This window comes from Bacterioplanoides sp. (assembly GCF_965226395.1).
GTDB lineage: Bacteria > Pseudomonadota > Gammaproteobacteria > Pseudomonadales > Oceanobacteraceae > Bacterioplanoides.
Map to the genome: position 1 here is coordinate 2,925,503 of NZ_OZ245358.1, position 18,482 is coordinate 2,943,984.

The 18,482-nt window shown below is 47.9% G+C and carries 17 protein-coding genes; 13 read left to right on the forward strand and 4 right to left on the reverse strand.

Features of this window, described 5'->3' with window-relative positions; genetic code table 11:
* Positions 1-28: 28 nt before the first annotated feature.
* A complete protein-coding gene (locus ACO05E_RS13430; RefSeq protein ID WP_419813451.1) occupies positions 29-1,591 on the forward strand; it encodes a cation:proton antiporter in 1,563 nt (520 codons plus the stop codon).
* A 217-nt stretch (positions 1,592-1,808) separates the two neighbouring features.
* On the opposite strand, the gene ACO05E_RS13435 is transcribed toward ACO05E_RS13430, so the two are convergent.
* Positions 1,809-2,357, reverse strand: coding sequence for a TIGR00730 family Rossman fold protein (locus tag ACO05E_RS13435; protein ID WP_419813452.1), 549 nt, complete (start codon positions 2,355-2,357; stop codon positions 1,809-1,811).
* A gap of 183 nt (positions 2,358-2,540) precedes the next feature.
* On the opposite strand from ACO05E_RS13435, the gene ACO05E_RS13440 reads away from it, so the two are divergent.
* From ACO05E_RS13440 to ACO05E_RS13450, 3 genes are all read left to right on the forward strand, one after another.
* A complete protein-coding gene (locus tag ACO05E_RS13440; protein WP_419813453.1) occupies positions 2,541-2,786 on the forward strand; it encodes a hypothetical protein in 246 nt (81 codons plus the stop codon).
* Positions 2,787-2,829: 43 nt separating this feature from the next.
* Positions 2,830-3,360, forward strand: a complete 531-nt coding sequence (tadA, locus tag ACO05E_RS13445) for a tRNA adenosine(34) deaminase TadA (protein ID WP_419813454.1) — start codon at positions 2,830-2,832, stop codon at positions 3,358-3,360.
* Positions 3,361-3,453: 93 nt separating this feature from the next.
* Positions 3,454-4,431, forward strand: a complete 978-nt coding sequence (locus ACO05E_RS13450) for an alpha/beta fold hydrolase (protein WP_419813455.1) — start codon at positions 3,454-3,456, stop codon at positions 4,429-4,431.
* Positions 4,432-4,513: 82 nt separating this feature from the next.
* On the opposite strand, the gene mltF is transcribed toward ACO05E_RS13450, so the two are convergent.
* On the reverse strand, positions 4,514-5,950 hold the full coding sequence (mltF, locus tag ACO05E_RS13455) for a membrane-bound lytic murein transglycosylase MltF (RefSeq protein WP_419813456.1): 1,437 nt from the start codon (positions 5,948-5,950) through the stop codon (positions 4,514-4,516).
* Positions 5,951-6,444: 494 nt separating this feature from the next.
* Here mltF and purL point away from each other — a divergent pair, with 494 nt between their 5' ends.
* Positions 6,445-10,332, forward strand: a complete 3,888-nt coding sequence (gene purL / locus ACO05E_RS13460; RefSeq protein WP_419813457.1) for a phosphoribosylformylglycinamidine synthase — start codon at positions 6,445-6,447, stop codon at positions 10,330-10,332.
* Positions 10,333-10,487: 155 nt separating this feature from the next.
* Complete coding sequence (locus tag ACO05E_RS13465; protein WP_419813458.1) at positions 10,488-11,045, forward strand: hypothetical protein; 558 nt, start codon at positions 10,488-10,490, stop codon at positions 11,043-11,045.
* An 85-nt stretch (positions 11,046-11,130) separates the two neighbouring features.
* On the opposite strand, the gene ACO05E_RS13470 is transcribed toward ACO05E_RS13465, so the two are convergent.
* Both ACO05E_RS13470 and ACO05E_RS13475 read right to left on the reverse strand, forming a co-directional pair.
* Positions 11,131-11,280 carry a hypothetical protein gene (locus ACO05E_RS13470; RefSeq protein ID WP_419813459.1) on the reverse strand — a complete coding sequence of 50 codons (150 nt, stop codon included), beginning with the start codon at positions 11,278-11,280 and terminating at the stop codon, positions 11,131-11,133.
* Between the two features lies 1 nt (position 11,281).
* On the reverse strand, positions 11,282-11,584 hold the full coding sequence (locus ACO05E_RS13475; protein ID WP_419813460.1) for an addiction module antidote protein: 303 nt from the start codon (positions 11,582-11,584) through the stop codon (positions 11,282-11,284).
* Positions 11,585-12,024: 440 nt separating this feature from the next.
* On the opposite strand from ACO05E_RS13475, the gene ACO05E_RS13480 reads away from it, so the two are divergent.
* The 7 genes from ACO05E_RS13480 (at position 12,025) to nikR (ending at position 18,439) form a co-directional block, all read left to right on the forward strand.
* The gene (locus ACO05E_RS13480) at positions 12,025-12,297 is read left to right on the forward strand and encodes a hypothetical protein (RefSeq protein WP_419813461.1); all 273 of its coding nucleotides are present in this window, start codon (positions 12,025-12,027) and stop codon (positions 12,295-12,297) included.
* A gap of 289 nt (positions 12,298-12,586) precedes the next feature.
* On the forward strand, positions 12,587-13,558 hold the full coding sequence (locus ACO05E_RS13485; RefSeq protein WP_419813462.1) for an ABC transporter substrate-binding protein: 972 nt from the start codon (positions 12,587-12,589) through the stop codon (positions 13,556-13,558).
* A gap of 156 nt (positions 13,559-13,714) precedes the next feature.
* Entirely contained in the window at positions 13,715-14,662 is a 948-nt protein-coding gene (locus tag ACO05E_RS13490; RefSeq protein WP_419813463.1) for an ABC transporter permease, read from the forward strand.
* 9 nt (positions 14,663-14,671) lie between these two features.
* On the forward strand, positions 14,672-15,586 hold the full coding sequence (locus ACO05E_RS13495) for an ABC transporter ATP-binding protein (RefSeq protein ID WP_419813464.1): 915 nt from the start codon (positions 14,672-14,674) through the stop codon (positions 15,584-15,586).
* A gap of 35 nt (positions 15,587-15,621) precedes the next feature.
* Positions 15,622-16,407, forward strand: a complete 786-nt coding sequence (locus tag ACO05E_RS13500) for a creatininase family protein (RefSeq protein WP_419813465.1) — start codon at positions 15,622-15,624, stop codon at positions 16,405-16,407.
* Between the two features lie 202 nt (positions 16,408-16,609).
* Positions 16,610-17,980: a type III glutamate--ammonia ligase gene (gene glnT, locus ACO05E_RS13505; RefSeq protein WP_419813466.1), complete on the forward strand. Its 1,371-nt coding sequence runs from the start codon at positions 16,610-16,612 to the stop codon at positions 17,978-17,980.
* An 18-nt stretch (positions 17,981-17,998) separates the two neighbouring features.
* Positions 17,999-18,439, forward strand: coding sequence for a nickel-responsive transcriptional regulator NikR (gene nikR / locus ACO05E_RS13510; RefSeq protein ID WP_419813467.1), 441 nt, complete (start codon positions 17,999-18,001; stop codon positions 18,437-18,439).
* Positions 18,440-18,482 lie beyond the last annotated feature (43 nt).

An 18,482-nucleotide genomic window follows, 5' to 3' on the forward strand; every position in this document is an offset into this window, starting at 1 on the left:
TTATTAAATACTGTGTTATCTGAACGTTATGGATTTTATCTGGATTCTGGTTGCCTTTCTGTGCGGCTTTATAGTGAAGCAGTTAGGTATGCCGCCGCTGGTGGGCTATTTAGCCGCAGGATTTGGCTTGCATGCGGCGGGGGTTGAGCCCGCTGAAAGCCTCGATACACTGGCCACCATGGGCATCACTCTGATGCTGTTCACCATTGGTCTGAAAATCAATTTTAAAGCACTGATTAAACCGGAGGTGTGGGCCAGCTCCGCCTTACATACCGGATTGTGGGTCGGGGTACTGGTGGCTGTACTGGCGATGTGTGGCTGGTTGGGAATCAGTCATTATTTTGATGTACCGCTGCATACTCAGGCGTTGATTGGCTTTTCACTGAGTTTTTCCTCCACCGTGTGTGTGGTCAAGATGCTGGAAGAAGCCTCCGAACTTAAAGTGCGTCACGGTAAATTGGCGCTCGGTATTCTGATTATTCAGGATATTGTGGCGGTGGTTTTTCTGGTGGTATCCACCGGCAAATTGCCCTCGGTTTGGGCGCTGGCGCTGTTGGGCCTGTGGCTGGTAAAACCGTTACTGAATCAGATTTTAAGCCGCTCCGGGCACGGTGAAATTTTATCTCTATCCGGTTTCTTTCTGGCATTAGGCGGGGCGGAATTATTTAACCTGGTCGATATGAAAGGCGACTTAGGTGCGCTGATTATTGGCATGTTGCTGGCTTCACATTCCAAAGCGGCTGAGCTGTATAAATCTCTGATGAGTTTTAAAGACTTATTCCTGATTGGTTTCTTTTTATCGATTGGCTTTACCGCTTTGCCAACGCTGGATATGGCGCTGACGGCAGCCGTTTTAATGGCATTATTAGCGCTGAAGTTTTTATTATTTTTCTTCTTATTGCTGATGTTTCATGTGTCTGGCCGATCGGCTTATCTGGCGGCACTGGCGCTGACCAACTTCTCGGAATTCGGATTAATTGTTGCCAGCCTGAGTGTGGAAAACGGCTGGATGTCGCAGGACTGGCTGGTGATTATTGCGCTGGTTATGTCCATCTCCTTTATTCTGTCGAGCTTTATGTATCGCAAAGCACACCATTATTACGCTTTGTATAACGTCGTTATTAATCGCTTTGAGCGTAAAGGCGCACACCAGAGCTTTAGCCGCCCTGTCGGAGCTGAAGTGCTGGTGTTGGGTATGGGCCGGGTGGGTAAAGGGGCTTACAGCGCGTTGCAGCCAGAATATGGCGATAAAGTCTGGGGTATTGAGTCTGATCCGGAGCGGGTACAAGCGCTGAAAGATCAGGGCTTTTCGATTGTGCTGGGCGACTCCGATGATATGGAATTCTGGCAGCGGGTGTGTACTCAGAATATCCGTTTGGTGATGTTGGCGTTGCCATCGCAACAGGAAATTCTTAGCACGCTGGAAATGCTGAAACTGGCGAATTATCAGGGCAAGGTGGCTACGGTTGCGCGTTATGAAGACGAACGTGAGCAGCTATTGTCGCTGGGTGTGGATGTGGTGTTTAACTACTACGCCGAAGTAGGCTCGGGCTTTGCTGCTGAAAGTCGCCATTTATTGGCGGCGGATTAATTCGCTTGTCAGATGAGTTCCAGTGATTATCTTTCGAAGCAGTCATACAAAAATGCAGGAGAGTATTTTTGCACAGCGAAGCTGCCCGAAGGGTGATGCACATGGATGTGCTGAATGAGCATGTGACGGTAGGATCGAAGGCACATGGAAGTGCCTCCGATCCGGCGAGAGAAAGATAATCATTGGAGCTCATCTTAACTCGGTTGGAATTCCTGAATTATTTCAAAGCAAATAATTCGGCCAGCTCATCGGTATTTTTCACCCGCAGCATCGGCTTCTGATGATGTGAAAAACCCGTCTTTTGCACGTGCTGTAATAAGTCAAAAAACGGCTGCCAGAACTCATTAATATCAAAACAGATCACTGGTTTATCGTGATCACCAATACCTGACCAACACCAGATTTCGATTAACTCATCCAGTGTGCCAATGCCACCCGGCAGGGCAATAAAAGCATCCGCCAGCTCAGCCATACGCGCTTTGCGGTCGTGCATACTGTCGGCGTGCTCCAGGCGAGTCAGCTCTTGATGAGCGGTTTCGCGGATGTACATATTGTCAGGCATCACCCCAATCACTTCACCACCGGCTTCCAGCGCGGCATCAGCAATCACTCCCATTAAACCGTTACGGCCACCACCATACACAACGCCAATGCCCTGTTGTGCTAACCAGCTGGCTAATGCTTTGGCGCCTTGTTCAAACGCCGGGTTATTGCCGTGTTTAGCGCCACAATAAATAGCGACTCGCTTTGGGGTCTTTTGTGTCATTGCTGTCATCTCTCTCGCACTTTTGGGCTCAGCTTATATCAGCTGAGTATTTATGGCGAAATTATTAGTTTTAGTCATGCTAAAACTACGATTTTAACGGCGTTTCTGAGTGCTCTGCTCTAGCATCGGAAACAGGTTCTTAAATCCTGACTGAAAAACGGTACGCCGTTGAGGAGTTCGATTATGGCTAAGATGTCATTTCGTTTTATGACCGAAGTAGAAGTTGAGTTAAAAGGCGACAGCTACGAAGAAATTTATCTGATGCTGAAAGATATGATGCATGGCGATCGTGCGATCAGCAGCCAGAGTAATGTGAAGGTTTTCCCGCCGGAAGACAGCGCCATGTTTTTCAGCATGGAAGGGGAGCAGGACTTACATCAGATTCCTCATTTTAAAGGCGATTTTAAACGGGATATTCTTGAGCATTAATGGTTTATCATAGGCGGCTTATTGTTACCCGGAAGATGTATCTTTGTCTGAACAAAATAACCCGCCAACCAAGGCAATCACTGACGATGATCAGGCTTTTATGCAAGCCGCGCTGGAGCAGGCGCGGTTGGCGTTTGAAGCCGGAGAAGTGCCGGTAGGGGCTGTTGTGGTGCTTAACGGTGAGATTATCGGCCGTGGTTATAACCAGCCGATTACCTCACTGGATCCCAGTGCCCATGCGGAAATGGTGGCACTACGGGATGCGGCCAGAAATATCGGTAATTACCGCTTAACCGGCGCAACCTTATACGTCACGGTGGAACCTTGTTCTATGTGCTCCGGGTTGTTAATTCATAGCCGTATTCAGCGTTTGGTGTATGGCACGACCGAGCCGAAAGCCGGAGCGGTGGAAAGTGCGATCCAATTGTTAACTCAGCCATTTTTTAATCATACGATTGAGCTGTCAGGTGGTGTACTGGCGCAGGACTGTTCGGCTATTATGTCGGAGTTTTTTGCGCAGCGTCGTGCGGCCAAAAAACGCCTGAAACAAAAAACTGCGCCCGCCGAAGACTAATATTGGCGAAGACTGGTATTAAGGTCTGTTAACACGAAACAGTATCAACGAGTGGGTGTCGAATAATAACAATCATCACTCAGGGTACTCACCATGCTCAAACTGCTCCGCTTGCCAGTGATTCTGGCATTATTGTGTTTAACTGGCTGTGCCAGCACTCAGGATTCTCTTTTTAACCTCGGCCTGAAAGCCGAACGATCCATGTCCGATCTGACGCTGAAACGCATACGGGTTGCTGATCACGATTGGGTCTATCTGGACTCTGAAGTTAAACAAAAGCCCACCATCTTATTGTTGCACGGCTTTGCCGTTGATAAAGATAACTGGCTGCGTTTTGCCCGTTACTTTGACGATTACCGCGTGATTGCTCCGGATCTGCCAGGCCATGGAGAAACCAGCTTTAACCCAGAATATACCTACGATTTTGCCCAGCAAGCGGCGTGGTTGGCGGAGTTTGTTGAAGCGCTGGAATTAAACGAACTGCATCTGGTGGGTAACTCCATGGGGGGTGGTATTGCACTGCTGTACAGCCACTCACAGCCGGAGCGGGTGCGCTCTATTACGCTGGTCGATGCCGCTGGTGTATTGCCACCCAATAAATCAGAATTTCAGACCATTATTGATAATGGTGGCAAGAATCCACTGATTGTGAACAGCAAAGACGATTTTATTCACTTGAGTGAATTCGCCATGGAGCAACAGCCGTTTCTGCCCTGGCCGGCAACCAATGTGTTATCCCGTCGTGCGCAGTTACGTAATGATATTAATCACCAGATTTTCGCTGATATTCAGGCCGTTGCCGAAGAAGCCAAGCGCAGTGATGACAACCTGAAAATGCTACAACAAATTAAAGAGCCGGTACTGATTATCTGGGGTGAAGAAGACCGGGTGCTGGATGTCAGCAGTGTGCAGGTGTTTGAGCAATATCTGCCAGATAGCCGCAGCGTGATCTTTCCGGAAGTAGGCCATGCTCCGATGTTAGAAATTCCACAGGAAAGTGCGGAAGTGGTATTGGAATTTGTTGAGGAAGTTGAAGCACGCTCGTCGTCAGCACTGGCTGGCAGCGAATAACCAGATGTTAACAATAAAAAAAGAGCTCTGAACCTGTGATTCAGAGCCCGAAAACTCGTTTAATGCCATTCAAAAACGGTACTTAAAGGAGTGGAGGAATCACCGTCACGGTTGAAGAAGACAACATGATTGACTCCTCCTCCTGTGGGAAAACAGGGTGCTGTTCATCTTGCCACACCAGAACATCATAATAACGACGAATGTTCTGCACATAGTCCACAGGCTCCTGCCCGCGTGCATAACCATGGGTGGTTTTACGGTAATAGCGTTTCTGGCTTAACAACGGCAATGTTTCCATTACGTCGTGCCATAAATTCGGGTCGCCGCCCATTTTAAGGGTCAGCTTGCGGGCGTCACGTAAGTGACCAAAACCCACGTTATAAGCGGCCATCGCCATCCAGGTACGATCCGGCTCCTGAACATCGCTGCCTAAACGCTTACGCAATTTAGCCAGGTAACGGCTGCCACCTTCGATACTTTGTTTCGGGTCCAGGCGGTTTTTAATGCCCAGTTCTCTGGCAGTATTACGGGTTAACATCATCAGGCCGCGTACACCGGTAAAACTTTTGGCGCGTGGATTCCAGTGGCTTTCCTGATAGCCCATCGCCGCTAATAAGCGCCAGTCAAATTCATGTTGATCAGCTGCTTTCTGAAACTCACTTTTATACCGATCCAGCTTCTTCTCGGTTTGTTTCAGGAAGCGTTTGGCACCGACATAATTAAGCTGATCCAGATGACCATAAAAACGTTCAGAGAGACGCAGTAACTTAGCCTGAGTTTGTGGCAGGTTAAAAAACTCTTCTGCCGCCAGATGCAGGCTGTTGTCGCGCGAATGTTCAAAAGCCCAGGCCACGTTTTGTTTTTCAGTCAGGTCAAATGCAATCGCCAGATTCGGGAAATAAGCCTGCAGCATTCTGAACTCGTTTGAGTCCACCACGGTGAAGTCGATATTGCCGGTTGCTACCATTTGCAGCAGGTCGCTGACTTCCAGATCGGCACCTTCACTCCAGGTCAGTTCGGGCAATTCATTAGCCTGTAATGCACGCAACCGTTGAGAGTGACTGGATTGTGCTGATACCACCAGTTGTCCCTGGCTCAGATCAGCGATGGCTTTGGGTTTGAGGCCACCACGACGATAAATAATCTGACCGCTACTCGTCAGGTAAGATGGAGCAAAATGTACCCGGCGTTGACGCTTCTCGGTAACGGTTAAACCTGCTGCGGCAAAGGCTGCCTGACCTTTATCTAATATCGGAAAAATATCCGCAGTGGAATCTGCCAGTACAACCTTTAATTCCACACCCAGATAATCAGCAAAGCTTTTTGCTAACTCGTACTCATAACCCGTAACACCACTGCGATCTTCATAATAAGTGGTTGGGCTGTTACGGCTGACCATGGTGATATCACCACGCATCAGAGTTTCCTGCAGGTTTGACGGGCGCACGCTCCCCGTTAGTACCAAAATGCACATAACGGAGAGTAGCGATTTGATAATCAGACTAAATGAGCCGGACATCCCGATAAAACCTTTATTTTTGCACTTATTTGGTGCATTTCGTAAATTGATGAGCCATTTTATCTTGTCGATTGCTTAAAAAACAACCGACTAACTGTGTAATCTTGCAAAATGACTGTAGGTTCTCGTAAGGAATGTGACGCAAGTCCTTGAAAATCAGTGGTTTTCAGCGATGTGGGAAAATTTGTCTTATTTTGTTAATAAAAATGGAACAAATCTGGTTTCATGAATGTTTTTATCAGTAAAAATCAAAGATTTCAGGCCCTGGTTGACCAAGTTCTGGGCGGCTTATATCGGATGAGTCGGTGCTGAAAGATTGTCTCTCTGGTCAGCTTTGATTGCCTGATAACCAATCCTTTGCTGGTGTTTCTTAAAAGAGCAGAAAATACGTAGTTATACCAAGTGAAAGCCGGGTTCTGATCTGGTGCCACAAACACCTCTCCGGTATTATTCGCGCTTCGTTTTTGCCTCACTCTTCGTGGAGTTATCCCGCAATGCTAGAGCTGCGTGGCGCGCCAGCGCTTTCTGAATTCCGTCAGAATAAAGTCCTGTCAAAACTGCAATCGGTTGTACCGGCTGTTACTTCTGTTTATGCCGAATTTGTGCATTTTGCTGATACCAGCGCCGAGCTGGATGGCAATGAATTACAGGTTCTGGCCCGTTTGCTGAAATATGGCCCTAAAGCTGACGTTAAAGAAGGCAGTGGCGAAGAGTTTTTGGTGGTACCACTTTTTGGCACCATTTCGCCGTGGTCTTCTAAAGCATCGGATATCGCCCACAACTGTGGTTTAGATAAAGTACTGCGTTTAGAACGTGGCATCGTTTATTACGTTGAAGGCGCTCAAGAGAGTGATCGTGACGCCATCGCTGCTGCTCTGCACGACCGCATGGTTGAAACCGTACTGGCTGATAGTGGTGATGCTGAAAATCTGTTCTCCCACGCTGAACCTGCGCCATTAGATACCGTTGATATTCTGGCCGGCGGTCGCGACGCTTTGGTTGCAGCGGATAAGAGCTTAGGTTTAGCTCTGGCCGAAGATGAAATTGATTATCTGGTTGATAACTACAAGATTCTCGACCGTAACCCGACGGATGTGGAACTGATGATGTTCGCCCAAGCGAACTCTGAGCACTGCCGTCACAAGATCTTTAATGCCAGCTGGACCATTGACGGCGAAGATCAGGACAAGTCACTGTTCCAGATGATTAAGAACACCTACGAGTGTTACAACGAGAACATTCTGTCGGCTTATAAAGACAACGCTTCTGTGATTACTGGCCACAAAGCCGGTCGTTTCTTCCCCAATCCTTCTAATAAAGGTTATGCATACCACGAAGAAGATATGCATATCCTGATGAAGGTTGAAACCCATAACCACCCAACCGCAATTGCACCACACTCCGGTGCGGCGACCGGTTCTGGTGGTGAGATCCGTGACGAAGGGGCAACCGGCCGTGGTTCCAAGCCAAAAGCAGGTCTAACCGGTTTTACTGTATCCGACTTAAAAATCCCGGGCTTCGAACAGCCATGGGAAAGCCAGTATGGCAAGCCAGACCGCATTGTGTCTGCTCTGGATATTATGCTGGAAGGCCCGATTGGTGGGGCGGCATTTAACAACGAATTTGGTCGTCCGGCGTTGAACGGTTACTTCCGTACTTTCGAGCTGCAACACGACGGTGAAGTTCGTGGTTACCACAAGCCAATTATGATTGCCGGTGGTTACGGCAACATCCGTGACGAGCACGTACAAAAAGGTGATATCCCGGTTGGCGCTCGCCTGATCGCACTGGGTGGCCCGGCGATGCAAATTGGCCTGGGTGGCGGTGCAGCGTCTTCTATGTCGTCCGGTCAATCGAACGCCGACCTGGACTTTGCTTCTGTTCAGCGTGAAAACCCGGAAATGGAACGTCGTTGTCAGGAAGTGATCGACCGCTGCTGGCAGCTGGGTGATGAAAACCCAATTGCCTTTATTCACGATGTAGGTGCCGGTGGTTTATCTAACGCCTTCCCTGAGCTGGTTGGCGACGGTGGTCGTGGTGGTAACTTCGAGCTGCGTAACGTGCCCAATGACGAACCGGGCATGAGTCCGCTGGCGATCTGGTCGAACGAATCTCAGGAACGCTATGTAATGGCGGTTGCTGAAGAAGATATGGATACGTTCGATGCCATCTGTGAGCGTGAGCGCTGCCCATACGCAGTTGTAGGTTACGCCACCGAAGAAGAACACCTGACCGTTACCGACAGCCACTTCGACAATAAACCGGTTGATCTGCCATTACAGGTTCTGCTGGGCAAACCGCCACGTATGCACCGTGATGTGAAGTCTCGCGAGGTGAAAGCCGAGAACTTCGAAAGCGCCGGTATCAAGCTGGCAGAAGCAGCTGAGCGTGTTCTGAAATTACCAACCGTTGCTTCCAAAAGCTTCCTGATCACCATTGGTGACCGTTCCATTACTGGTACCGTGGCACGAGATCAGTTTGTTGGCCCATGGCAGGTGCCGGTGGCTGACGTGGCGGTGACAACGTCTTCTTACGATAACTACGCGGGCGAAGCGATGGCGATGGGTGAGCGTACTCCGGTTGCTCTGCTGGATAGCCCAGCGTCTGGTCGTTTAGCGGTAGCCGAAGCGATTACTAACCTAGCGGCTGCGCCAATTGCCAAACTGGCTGATGTAAAAATGTCGGCTAACTGGATGTGTGCCGCAGGCCACGACGGTGAAGATCAGAAGTTATACGAAACAGTAAAAGCGGTAGGTATGGAGCTGTGCCCAGAACTGCAGGTAACCATCCCTGTGGGTAAAGACTCCATGTCGATGAAGACTCGCTGGCAAGAAGACGGAACCGACAAAGCCGTTACCGCGCCCATGTCGCTGATTATCACCGGCTTTGCACCCGTGACCGACGCGCGCAAAGTACTGACGCCTCAACTGCGTGCTGACCAAGGCGAGACAGATTTATTACTGATCGACCTGGGTCGTGGTCAGAACCGTTTAGGTGCTTCCTGTCTGGCACAGGTTTACGGTGAAGTGGGTAGCGTACCGGCAGATTTAGATGATGCCGAAGACCTGAAAGCTTTCTTCGCCGTGATGCAGGGCTTAAACGCCGACAACAAACTGCTGGCTTACCACGACCGTTCCGACGGTGGTTTATTCGCCACCCTGACCGAAATGTCCTTCGCCGGTCATGTCGGTATGGATATTAAGATGGATCTGCTGGCGGAATCTGAAGACGATCTTGCCGCTGCGCTGTTCGCAGAAGAGCTGGGTGGTGTGATTCAGGTTCGTCGTGACGATCTTGAAGAAGTACTGGCTCAGTTCGAAGCAGCTGGCCTGGGTGACTGTACTCAGGTGATTGGTAGCGTGAACGAAGACGACCAGATTACCTTCAGCTTCCAGGATGAAGAATTCCTGACTGAATCCCGTGTGAATTGGCAGCGTATCTGGTCGCAAACCAGCTACGAAATGCAAGCACTGCGTGACAACGCAGATTGCGCGAAACAAGAATTCGACACCCTGCTGGATGCCGAAGATCCGGGCTTAAATGCTGAGCTGTCTTTTGATATCAACGAAGATATTACTTCTGATTTGCCAGCCGCAGGTTCTGAAGATGCTCCAAAAGTCGCGATTCTGCGTGAGCAGGGTGTGAACGGCCAGATCGAAATGGCCGCCGCCTTTGATCGTGCTGGCTTCACCACCATCGACGTACATATGAGTGACGTACTGTCGGGTGCCGTAACGCTGGATCAGTTCCGTGGTTTAGTGGCCTGTGGCGGCTTCTCCTACGGTGACGTATTAGGTGCGGGTGAAGGTTGGGCCAAGTCCATCCTGTTTAACGAACAGGCGCGCAGCCAGTTTGCCGCTTTCTTCGAGCGTGCTGATACCTTCGCACTGGGTGTGTGTAATGGCTGTCAGATGCTGTCGAACCTACACGAACTGATTCCGGGTGCCGAGCACTGGCCACACTTTGTTCGCAATATGAGCGAACAGTTTGAAGCGCGTGTTTCTATGGTAGAAATTCAGGAATCGGATTCGGTATTCCTGGCAGGCATGGCTGGCTCACAAATGCCAATCGCTGTGGCACACGGTGAGGGTCGTGCGGAATTTGCTGACGAAGCGGATATCGATGAGCTGGCGGGCCAGATTGCCCTGCGTTATGTGAATAACTACGGCGAAACCACTGAGCAATACCCGGCGAACCCGAACGGCTCTCCACAAGGTATTACTGGCCTGACCGCGAATGATGGTCGAGTAACCATTATGATGCCGCACCCAGAGCGTGTATTCCGTGCGGTTCAGAACAGCTGGGCACCGGATCACTGGGATGAAGACGGCGCCTGGATGCGTATGTTCCGTAACGCGCGTGTGTGGTGTGAGGAGAACTAAGGCTTTTTATTAAAGCTTTGGTTTAAAGGAAAAAGAAAACCCGCTGTTTGTCTTGTGGAAATAAGATAGGCAGCGGGTTTTTTGTGGTTTTCTTTTTTATGCTAGTTTTTTCGGTTTTGCGTCAATTATTATTAGAGGTGATTTGAGGGAAAAATATGGATCAAGGAAGAAAGTTGACTCAGCTAATTGAGCTTTGTAGAAATTTTTGTTGCCAATACTCTTGCTATGCTCTTGCAAAAGATAGCTGGCATGACTCCCCCGGAACCTTGCCAATCATTATTCATAATAACTTTTATGATATGGCTGTTTTAGATTTTATGAAAATATTTGGCGATACAAATAATGACGATTTTCATTATCGAAAAGTATTATCAAATGTCGATACTGTGTATGAGGAGCTATTGAAAAATCTTGTTATTTCCCAGGAGCTTTGGAAAGCATATCGAGATGAGATAAAGGGATTTAGGGATAAAAGAATTGCTCACTGTGATAAAGAACGGCACATCGATGAACCCTGCTTAGATATTGCATATTCAGCTATATCTACAATTTATGAAGCTGCAACTAAGGAGAAAAAGGAGGCTGGTCGACTTGTCTATGAGGATACATTGGATACTTATCGTGAAAGGAATTTAGTGTATTGGATTGTCTACGCTGAAGAATTAGCGAAGGCGTTTTTGAATGTAGAGCGGCAATGCCAGAAAAATAATTGATCTTTTACTTTAACGGCGAGGTACCGTTATGCTGAGCTGAGCCCCGCGATACCCATAGATGCTCTGTAAGCCTGGAATTACCACCCTACGATTTTTTATGAACCGTAGTTCGGATAAGCGAAGCGCCCTTCGGCAATTTAATCTCAGCCGTTTGCTCAGCTTTCTGTTTATTCTTAAGAATATCGTCAGCCTGTTGGACACTTTGCATCAGAGATTCAAATAATTCGTCTTTCATATCAGCTTCCCTCCCTCTCCAAAAAGGTCTCAACCTGAACCGCCAGCTTTAAGCCAAAAACCCCCAGTACTTTGCTAATGGTTTCCAATTTTGGATTGGCACCTTCCTCTAAGGATTTATACAAACTGGCGCGGGTCACTCCGGCTTTTTTAGCAACTTCCGTCATTCCTTTGGCACGTGCCGCTACACCAAGGCAATAGACCAGATGTTGGGCGTTACCATCCTGAGCTGCTAGGCGCAGGTACTCCTGAATATCGGCTTCGGTTTCCAGATAATCAGCGGCATCAAATGTTGTGGTATTCATTTTATTCCTCCTGGCAACCAAGGTTGTATCTTGTCGGATACATATTTGGTTTGCAACTCAAGATAGCTCTAAAGACAGGAATGTCAGATAACGCTGCGTTTATCTATCCTACATAGTAAGAATCACGCACTTTGTTGATGAGGCGCCTCTAACACAGCTGCTGAATTCTTTTTAACCACTAATAATAGCAAGCGCTCCGGGCCTTATAGCGTACAGCGCTTCAATTTCAGTGAAGCGTAGCGCTTGTTTTGAGCCCAGTTAAATATTCAGCCTATTGCTTAGGTTTGTTATTATAGAGGTGTTTTATATTGTGTTTTTGACCGGTTCATTTCCGGTGCTAATGTATCCGTTTATTCGGATTTACCAGTGGCTGATGCGAGTTAAAAAACGGTGATATTAAAGTACAACATTTCAGGTAAATAACCAGCAAAGACCATATTATGAAAACCTCCAAATCCCTTATCTATATCCTTGCCCTAGCTCTGTTTTCCTACGGTGCCATTGAACTAACCCTGCTGTTAGAGCAGCACCCGGGTGGTATTGCCGGAGCATTTGCCGACATGGGGACGTTTAATGTCATCGTTCTGTTCTGTCTGCCCCTGCTGGCGGTGGTATTTTCGGTGTATCCACCCTTGATGTACCCGTTTGTGGTGATGGGTTATCCGCTGATGTGGCTGTGGCGTAAGATCAGGAAGCCTGCAGCTAAGCACTAAACCTAAGTATCAATAAGCCCAATTATGGGGCGCTAATAATAAATATCCCTTTAATGGTGCATAAAAATAAGACGCATTCCTATTAGATCTTCAATGCTGAGGATTCTTCTCTCCTGATTTCTCTTACGTGACAATTGTGACAATTCCTGCAGCGCCTGCAATAGCAGGGTTTATGAGTCAGCTGTGGCTGAGTAAAGGATTAATTACCAACTCTGATAACGATCGCTGGCACACTAGCTGCTCTGTCCGGTATTACCAAAACTAAAAATAGTAATACCGGGAGTGACCTATGAAAATCCGTAAGCATTTGTTCGGTTCTTTATTTGCGGGCCTGTTAATGGCTGGCAGTGCAGTGGCTGAACCTCTGAAAATCGGCTACAGCGATTGGCCAGGTTGGGTGGCCTGGGAAATCGCCATCGAAAAAGATATGTTTGATAAAGCGGGCGTTGAAGTCGAGTTCGAGTGGTTCGATTATGTCGCCAGTATGGATGCCTTTGCTGCGGGTAAGCTGGATGCGGTTGCAATGACCAATGGTGACGCACTGGTAACCGGTTCAACCGGTGCTCAGAATGTGATGATTCTTGTGAACGATTACAGTAACGGCAACGATATGATTGTTGCTGCACCAGGCATCACCTCCGTTAAAGAATTAAAAGGCAAAAAAATTGGTGTTGAAATCGGCTTTGTCGGTCACCTGTTATTGCTGAATGCACTGGAAAAAAATGGCCTGACCGAAGCGGATGTTGAACTGGTAAATGTACCAACCAACGAAACGCCTCAGGTTCTGGCATCGGGTCAGGTTGATGCGGTTGTGGCATGGCAGCCAAACTCTGGTCAGGCATTGGAACTGGTACCGGGCTCAACCCGTGTTTACTCCAGTGCCGATGAGCCGGGCCTGATTTATGACGTACTGGCTGTTTCTCCGGAAAGTCTGGCCGCTAACCGTGATGAGTGGAAAAAAGTTCTGGAAGCCTGGTACATGGCAGTGGATTACCTGAACGATCCAAAAACCCGTGAAGAAGCGATCAGCATTATGTCTGCCCGTGTGGGCCTGGAGCCTGAAGTGTATAAAGGCTTTATTGATGGCACTCAGATTCTGACGCTGGAACAGGCTAAGCCAATTCTGAAAAAAGCCAACGGCTTTAAGTCTCTGTACGGCTCCAGCAAAATTGCCGATGACTTTAATGTTGATAATAAAGTCTATGAAACTGCTCAGCCATTGGACAGCTATATCGACACTTCTCTGATGGAATCACTGTGATTTAACACTCAGTGATATAAGCCCGGCCCTCTTGATTGTTAATAGCTGACTGTTAATAACTTGCAGTTAATTTGCCTGCTATTAAAAAAGAGGGCCACGGGCTCTGAAATAATCTCTTTTTGTTTTTAATATATTCTTTACCGAGAAGGCGCAGTTATGTCCTGGTTTTACATCAATAAACCGCTGCCAGCCCGCCGCCGCAGTACGGTTACGGTTATGAGTTTCCTGTTGCCGTTAGCCATCTGGTGTCTGGTCAGTTATGTTCCGGTGTTGTGGCATCCATTGGTGGAAGTCAGCGATAAAGGCTCCGTCTCTTATTTCCGTGAAGGCATGCGTGTTAAAGAGGATGTCTTTGCCAAAGAGCTGGCGAAAGCCGAAGCAGCTGGTACTGCATTACCCGTTGGTGAGCCTGCCAACCCAGTGTATTTACCCGCACCTCATGAAGTCGCTACTGCGTTTTATACGGCCTTTACCACTGAGCCAAAACGCCGCAGCGAGAGTTGGCTGCATGAAAGTTTATGGAGCAGTTTGCAGGTTATTTTCTGGGGATTTATTCTGTCATCGATTATTGGTATCCCGCTGGGTATTCTCGCCGGTACCTATGATTTTTTCTCCCGCTTGTTTGAACCCTTTATTGAATTCTTCCGTTATTTACCTGCTCCGGCATTTGGTGCGCTGGCCGTCGCGATTCTTGGGATTTATCAAGCCCCAAAAATTGCCATTATTTTTATTGGTACATTTTTTCAACAGGTACTCGTGGTGGCCAATACCACCCGTAAACTGGACCCGGCATTATTAGAAGCCGGACAAACTTTAGGTGCCGGTAACCGTTCGATGTTATTCCGTATTGTGGTGCCAGGCATTTTGCCGGATTTATACCGCGATACCCGTATTTTATTAGGCTGGGCCTGGACCTATTTAATTGTGGCCGAATTAATTGGCAGCAGCTCTGGTATTACCTGGTTTATTACCCAGCAAGCACGTTATAAAAATTTCGACAATGTATTCGCCGCTATCATGATGATTGGCATTATGGGATTGGTTATTGACCTGATTCTGGCCTGGATCGGCCGACGTTTATTCCCATGGCAAAAGAAACAATAAGAGGTAGTTATGTCTGACGTAAGCAATAACCAGGTACCTGACTACCAGCAACAAAGTGCTGCTGTTAAAGATCGTTTTGATCGCTTAAAGCAGCGTCCGGTAACGATGGAAGTGAAAGGCTTGAGTAAAACCTTTAACAGCCATCAGGGCGAAGTCACTGCATTAAAAAATATTGATCTGAAAATTCATAAACGCGAATTTGTGTGTGTGATTGGCCCGTCTGGTTGTGGTAAATCGACATTAATCCGCATTTTAGCCGGGCTGGAGCAGGCCAGTAGCGGTCAGGTATTACTGGACGGTGAGGCCGTTTCACGCCCGGGGCCGGAACGTGGCATGGTCTTTCAGGGCTATACCTTATTCCCCTGGTTAACGGTTAAACGCAATGTGATGTTTGGCTTGCTGGAAGCCGGTATGGATAAAGATACGGCGGAGGCAGAAGCTCGTCAATGGATTGAGCTGATTGGTTTATCACGCTTTGAAAACAGTTATCCGCATCAGTTATCCGGTGGTATGAAGCAGCGGGTTGCCATTGCCCGGGCGTTAGCCAATAAACCCAAAGTATTATTAATGGATGAACCTTTTGGGGCACTTGATGCCCAGACCCGGGCCAAAATGCAGGCCTATTTGCTGGAAATCTGGAAGAACATTGATATCACCGTGTTTTTTATTACCCATGATCTCGATGAAGCCGTTTACCTGGCGGATCGTATTCTGGTGTTAAAAGCTAACCCTGGTGAAGTACAGGAACTGGTTGAAGTACCTGTGCCGCACCCTCGCTCGCCGGAACAATTTTTATCGCCGGAGTTTCTGGCCACTAAGCAGCATATTGAAAATCTGATTCATCCACCTTCCGAAGATGATGACGACCATTTAAATCTGGTACGTATGGTGCCCGTCGATGACGAAGTGGGCAGTGTTTTTTGATGACCAAGCGTATTGTTTAATGGAGGGCCAGGCAGATGTATGAACTCGCTAATATGACCTGGGAAGAAGTGGCCAGCGCCGTCAGTCAGGGTATTACCACGGCTGTATTGCCCATTGGTGCCACCGAGCAACATGGCCCACATATGGGTTGTGGTATGGACAGTGCCATTGCTCAAACCTTATGTCATACCGTTGCCAAAGATTGTGATGTGATTTTATTACCGACCTTGCCATACGGTTGTTCCCTCGGGCACTCGCATCGCTGGCCTGGCACGCTGGCTTTAAACCCGAAAACCCTGATTGATGTGATCAGTGATTTAGGTGATTGGGCTGTGGCCTCTGGAATTGATCGCCTGGTGCTGGTGAATGGTCATGTCACCAATGCCGCACCTTTGCGCTGTGCGTTGGAAATACTGCGCAGCCGTCACGATAATCTGATGATTGCTCTGGTGCATACGGCACAGATTTCTCAGCGGGTTAAAGAGGCACACCATCAGGATGCCGAAGACTGGCACGCCAATCATGCTGAAACCGCATTAATGATGGCATTACACCCGGAGCTGGTACGTAACGATAAACTGGCCGAAGCCGACGACCCTGATCGCACGGAAGGCTGTATTTTCAGCCACCCGGTCAACCGCACCAGTTTAAATGGTGTAACGGGTTATCCTTCTAAAGCCAGTGCAGCCGATGGTGAACAATTATTTGATTGGATGTGCGCCGACCTGCGTGAATTATTAATAAAAGCCAGCAATGAAAAACCACCGCTAGCGCACAGCTATTCTCACAGTGTTTTACAGCAGGGGGATATGGAACTCTGATGTAAAGCAGCAACCCCGGGGTTTTAAAAGCCCTGATAACCCTCCCGGCAAAAATATGTCATTAAACGGCTCTGTTATAAAAGACGGTTTTAACAAACTGTTATAAAAAGCGGGTCGTCAGACGATTAAGGCTAGCCGCCCTAACGGCTCAGTCGGGTCAATATCATTAACGGCTACTTTAAACAGCCAAGAGGTAAATAATATGATTGAGACCAAAAGCGATACAGAAATCAGCGCGATTCAGGATGACCTGAAACATAAAGGGGTCAAATACTGTATGGGCACTTATGTGGATATTCATGGAGTGCCTAAAGGGAAAATTGTTCCGATTAACCACCTGCACCATATGGCTCATGGTTCGGAGTTGTATACCGGTTATGCGCTGGATGGTTTAGGGCAGGCACCTAACGACGATGAAATCGCTTCTGTACCGGATTTAGACCACATTATTCAGCTGCCCTGGCAGCCCGAAATTGCCTGGATGCCGGCCGACAATACCTTGTACGGTAAACCGTACGAACTGAATACCCGGGTGTTATTAAAGAAAATTCTGCAGCAGGCAAATGCCATGGGATTTGGTATGAACCTGGGTATTGAAGCAGAAGTGTATTTATTAAAGAAAAATGAAGACGGCAGTTTAGATATTCCTGATCCAGACGATAAACTGAAAAAACCATGTTACGACACTCGTGCATTTCTGAGTAATTTCAGCTGGGTCGATAAAATGGTAACCAGCATGAACGATCTGGGCTGGGATGTGTATTCTTTCGACCATGAAGACGCCAATGGTCAGTTTGAATTTGATTTCCAGTATGCCGATGCGCTGACGACCTGTGATCGCTTCACCTTTTTAAAAATGATGGCAAAAGAATACGCGAAACAGGAAGATTTATTAGCGACCTTTATGCCGAAACCTTTTTCTAACCGTACTGGTAATGGCGCGCACTTTAATATGTCGTTATACGATCTGGAAAGTGGTGGAAATCTATTCCAGTGCAAGCCGGAAGATGATCCCCATGGTTTAGGGTTAACCAGATTGGGGTATCAGTTTATCGCCGGTATTCTGAAACATGGCCCGGCATTGTGTGCAGTATTTGCACCAACGGTTAATTCTTATAAGCGTTTGGTGCGTCAGGGGGATATGCCATATTTCACCTGGGCACCGGTGTTTAACTCCTTTGGTTCTAATAACCGCACAAATTCCGTTCGTGTCCCCATGGGCGGTGGGCGTTGTGAATCACGTAATGCCGATGGTGCTGTTAACCCTTATCTGGCTGCGGCATTAGTGCTGGCAGCCGGACTGGAAGGCATTAAAGAAAATTTGGACCCGGGCACACCACAGGAAAGCAATTTATACGAATTAACCGAAGCCCAGCGCGAGGAATTGGGAATCGGCTTTTTACCCCGTACCTTAGCCGAAGCCGTTGATGCTTTTGCTGCTGATCCATTTGTGGAAGAAGTATTGGGCAGTGAATTGCGTAACGAGTTTATTCGTTATAAACAGGCAGAGTGGAATGAATATCACACCGCGGTGAGTGCCTGGGAAACGGAGCGTTACAGCCACTTGTTCTGATCGGCTGCCGGAGTGACTATGAGTAAAGAAAAAATCAGTCGTATCAGTATTTCAATGCCCGAGTCCTTGCTGGAAGGTCTGGATCAGATGGTGAATGAGCGCGGTTTTGAAAGTCGCTCTCAGGCCATTGGCGACATGATTAATAATCAGATTAATGAACACCGTGCCAAACAGGGCAGTGAGGTCATGACGGGCACGGTGAATCTGGTTTACAACCATTCCACTCCAGGGTTAACCAAACGGCTGCACGATCTACAGTATCAGTATCTCGACGAGGTGATCAGTAACCTTAACGTTAACCTGACCAATACCAGTACTTTGTCGGTTATTTTAATTCAGGGGCCGGCGGATAAACTGAATATGATTGCCGATCAGATGATCACTCTGCGGGGTGTTGTGTATGGTCGGTTATTATTAAATTCTTATATTATTCCGCCCATTCATCCATTCCCCGGTTAACTGTGTAATCGTTTAACTGTTTAAAGGGTGTTAATTAGCCCTA

Excerpts from the sequence above, each read along its gene's own strand:
- ACO05E_RS13470 (WP_419813459.1), bottom strand. The coding sequence starts at position 11,280 with ATGAAAGACGAATTATTTGAATCTCTGATGCAAAGTGTCCAACAGGCT.
- nikR (WP_419813467.1), top strand. The coding sequence starts at position 17,999 with ATGAGTAAAGAAAAAATCAGTCGTATCAGTATTTCAATGCCCGAGTCC.
- ACO05E_RS13450 (WP_419813455.1), top strand. The coding sequence starts at position 3,454 with ATGCTCAAACTGCTCCGCTTGCCAGTGATTCTGGCATTATTGTGTTTA.
- ACO05E_RS13480 (WP_419813461.1), top strand. The coding sequence starts at position 12,025 with ATGAAAACCTCCAAATCCCTTATCTATATCCTTGCCCTAGCTCTGTTT.
- ACO05E_RS13435 (WP_419813452.1), bottom strand. The coding sequence starts at position 2,357 with ATGACACAAAAGACCCCAAAGCGAGTCGCTATTTATTGTGGCGCTAAA.
- ACO05E_RS13465 (WP_419813458.1), top strand. The coding sequence starts at position 10,488 with ATGGATCAAGGAAGAAAGTTGACTCAGCTAATTGAGCTTTGTAGAAAT.
- ACO05E_RS13500 (WP_419813465.1), top strand. The coding sequence starts at position 15,622 with ATGTATGAACTCGCTAATATGACCTGGGAAGAAGTGGCCAGCGCCGTC.
- ACO05E_RS13430 (WP_419813451.1), top strand. The coding sequence starts at position 29 with ATGGATTTTATCTGGATTCTGGTTGCCTTTCTGTGCGGCTTTATAGTG.
- ACO05E_RS13490 (WP_419813463.1), top strand. The coding sequence starts at position 13,715 with ATGTCCTGGTTTTACATCAATAAACCGCTGCCAGCCCGCCGCCGCAGT.
- ACO05E_RS13485 (WP_419813462.1), top strand. The coding sequence starts at position 12,587 with ATGAAAATCCGTAAGCATTTGTTCGGTTCTTTATTTGCGGGCCTGTTA.
- ACO05E_RS13440 (WP_419813453.1), top strand. The coding sequence starts at position 2,541 with ATGGCTAAGATGTCATTTCGTTTTATGACCGAAGTAGAAGTTGAGTTA.
- ACO05E_RS13475 (WP_419813460.1), bottom strand. The coding sequence starts at position 11,584 with ATGAATACCACAACATTTGATGCCGCTGATTATCTGGAAACCGAAGCC.
- ACO05E_RS13495 (WP_419813464.1), top strand. The coding sequence starts at position 14,672 with ATGTCTGACGTAAGCAATAACCAGGTACCTGACTACCAGCAACAAAGT.
- purL (WP_419813457.1), top strand. The coding sequence starts at position 6,445 with ATGCTAGAGCTGCGTGGCGCGCCAGCGCTTTCTGAATTCCGTCAGAAT.
- glnT (WP_419813466.1), top strand. The coding sequence starts at position 16,610 with ATGATTGAGACCAAAAGCGATACAGAAATCAGCGCGATTCAGGATGAC.
- mltF (WP_419813456.1), bottom strand. The coding sequence starts at position 5,950 with ATGTCCGGCTCATTTAGTCTGATTATCAAATCGCTACTCTCCGTTATG.